The 2,467-nt window shown below is 69.5% G+C and carries 4 protein-coding genes; 1 reads left to right on the forward strand and 3 read right to left on the reverse strand.

What is annotated here, in order from left to right; genetic code table 11:
• Nucleotides 1-53: 53 nt before the first annotated feature.
• Both RMO30_RS09635 and RMO30_RS09640 read right to left on the reverse strand, forming a co-directional pair.
• Nucleotides 54-605, reverse strand: coding sequence for a helix-turn-helix domain-containing protein (locus RMO30_RS09635; protein WP_309712561.1), 552 nt, complete (start codon nucleotides 603-605; stop codon nucleotides 54-56).
• A 39-nt stretch (nucleotides 606-644) separates the two neighbouring features.
• Nucleotides 645-1,076, reverse strand: a complete 432-nt coding sequence (locus RMO30_RS09640) for a MarR family transcriptional regulator (RefSeq protein ID WP_309712564.1) — start codon at nucleotides 1,074-1,076, stop codon at nucleotides 645-647.
• Nucleotides 1,077-1,128: 52 nt separating this feature from the next.
• On the opposite strand from RMO30_RS09640, the gene RMO30_RS09645 reads away from it, so the two are divergent.
• Nucleotides 1,129-1,584, forward strand: a complete 456-nt coding sequence (locus tag RMO30_RS09645) for a hypothetical protein (protein WP_309712568.1) — start codon at nucleotides 1,129-1,131, stop codon at nucleotides 1,582-1,584.
• Here the strand turns inward: RMO30_RS09645 and RMO30_RS09650 are convergent.
• Complete coding sequence (locus RMO30_RS09650) at nucleotides 1,545-2,429, reverse strand: prenyltransferase (protein ID WP_309712571.1); 885 nt, start codon at nucleotides 2,427-2,429, stop codon at nucleotides 1,545-1,547. The two genes, RMO30_RS09645 and RMO30_RS09650, sit on opposite strands and share 40 nt — an antisense overlap.
• Nucleotides 2,430-2,467 lie beyond the last annotated feature (38 nt).

The following is a 2,467-nucleotide window of genomic DNA, read 5'->3' on the forward strand; positions in this document are numbered from 1 at the left end:
CGCACCACCGCGGAACGTGCGGGACACCCCGCGCAACACCAGCCGCGGCTCGCTCATGACTCGCCCTCCAGAACGTTGAGAGCCTGCTCGATCGCCGATCCCATCGAGCGGTCATCGTCGCCGGTCGCCCATTGCAGTAGCGCGGACATCATCGCCGCGAGGAGGGCCGCAGCGGCGATCCGCGCGGCGACCGGGTCGGCTCCGTCTGCCACGAGTTGCTCGGCCACGACGCGTTCGGTCTCGAGGGTGTTGCGCGAGACGGCCCCGCGTAGCACGGGGGTCGCGGCGATGCTGAGCCGACGCCTCACGACATCGCTGCCTTCGACCGGCACCTCCGCCCACGCGCCCCGCACGCCGGCGATGGCGCGAGCGAGCGGCGGACGGTCCTTCGGTTGCGCGGAGATCGCGGCTGCGATGACCGGATCGTACGGGTCGTCGAGCAGGAGGGCATCCTTGGTCGCGAAGTGGCGGAAGAAGGTCATCTCGCTCACGCCGGCTTCCGCCGCAATGCGCCCGACCGTCGTCGCCTCGTACCCGTCGCGCTCGAAGAGGGCGATCGCCACCTGGAAGATGCGGGCGGCGGTGCGCTCCCTCTTGGTCGTCACGACGTTATGTTAGTCACTAACATTCCTGGTTCGCAAGGCTTAGTGAGGCCAGGCGGCGAGGAATCTTTCGAGCAGGGAGGCGAATGTGCTCGCCTCATCCGCGTCGAACCCCGCGAGAGCCGTCGAGACGGCGTCGCGTCGCGTCGCGTGAGCGCGGGCGATGAACTCGCGCCCCGCGGGAGTGAGGCGAAGCAGCGAGCGGCGCGAATCCGCTGCGTCGGGCAGCCGCACGGCAAGCCCCCGGCTGACGGCCCCCGCGGCGAGTCGGCTCGCTCGCGGCTGGTCGACGCCGACCCGAAGGGCGAGCTCGGTGACACTCAGCGGGTCGAACTCGAGAGCGTCCAGTGCGCGAAAGAGCGCGCCGGTGGCCGCGTCTGCTCCCGCCGTTCGACCAAGGCGACCGGACTGCTGGCCGCGGCGGATCTGGGCGAGCGCGGCTTCGATCCGGATGATCTCGTTGGATATCGTCACGGCATACATGCTATCTTGCATGTATCGTTACATGGATCGAAGGAGTCGTCGCATGGCCGTCCCCGTCCCCACCGACCGGCGCCCTCTCGGGTACTGGATCGAGACCGTCGCTCGCCTGTTGGCGGAGAACCTCGAACCGCCCCTGACGGCGGCGGGTATCGACAGGACCGCCTGGCGAACGATGACCGCGCTCGAACGTGGCCCCGCGACCGCCGCCGAACTGGCCGCCGCCATGCCGCCCGACGAGGCCGAGATCGCGCGACCGCTGCCTCTGCTCGCCGACCGCGGGTGGATCGAGGCGGTCGACGAACACTGGCGGCTCACATCGGCCGGCCGCGTCGCGCACGACGACATCCTGCTCGCCGTCAGCGAGGTGCGCCGGGCCGTGACTGACGGAATCGCGCCGAGCGACTATGCCACCACCCTCGCGTCTCTCGCCCACATCGCCCGCAACCTGCAGACGGTCACTCAGCAGGCGCAGGGCGCGGAAGGCTCCAGCAGCGCGTAAGCGATCAGCAACATCGTGACGCCGAACCCGGTCGCGAAGTTGAGCCAGAGGAACCGGCGCCAGCCACGATTCGCCGTCGGCGCCGTCTCGTCGGTGACCCGCCACCACGGCAGGGCGTTCACGACGTACGGCAGCGCGAACACGGCGGCGATCGGGCCCGGCCAGTCGGTGGCGAGCAGCAGGATGCCGGCGAGCAGATACAGCACCACCGAGAGCCGCACCGCGCGGCGCGCGCCGATGACGGTCGCGATCGAGTCGATCCCGCCTTCGCGATCGGCCACAACATCCTGCACTGCCCCGAAGGCGTGCGACGCCGCGCCCCAGAGGAAGAATGCGACGAGCAGAGCGAACAGTGCGGGGGTCCACGTCGCACCGGCGAGCAGCAGGCCGTAGACGGCGGGAGACACGAAGTGGGTGCTCGAGGTGAGCGAATCGAGCACCGGCCGCTCCTTGAAGCGCAGGCCCGCTGCCGAGTACGCGACCACCGCGAACAGGCTCACGGCGAGCGCCGCCCAACTCTCGGGGTTTCCGACGATCACCAAATAGACGACGAACGGCAACGCCAGGATGCCGGAGAGCCACAACACCAGCCGGTGCCAGCGGGGGTCGAGCAGGGCGCCCTCGACGCCGCCCTTGCGCGGATTGCGCAGGTCGGAGGCGTAGTCGAAGACGTCGTTGATGCCGTACATCGCGAGGTTGTAGGGCACTAGGAAGTACAGGGTGCCGACGACCGCGGCCAGGTCGATCTCCCGAGTCGTCGTGAGGTAGGCGGCCGCGAACGGGAACGCGGTATTGACCCAGCTCAGCGGGCGCGACGAGACGAAGAGCGCCCTAAGCGTGTGCACGCCGAGTCCCCAACAGCATCCACAGGCAGGGGAGCAAC

The sequence above is a fragment of the Pseudolysinimonas sp. genome, assembly GCF_031389465.1.
Classification (GTDB): domain Bacteria; phylum Actinomycetota; class Actinomycetes; order Actinomycetales; family Microbacteriaceae; genus Pseudolysinimonas_A.

What these genes read in the sequence shown, in the direction of transcription:
- RMO30_RS09645 (WP_309712568.1), top strand. Translation starts at nt 1,129, where the DNA reads ATGGCCGTCCCCGTCCCCACCGACCGGCGCCCTCTCGGGTACTGGATC.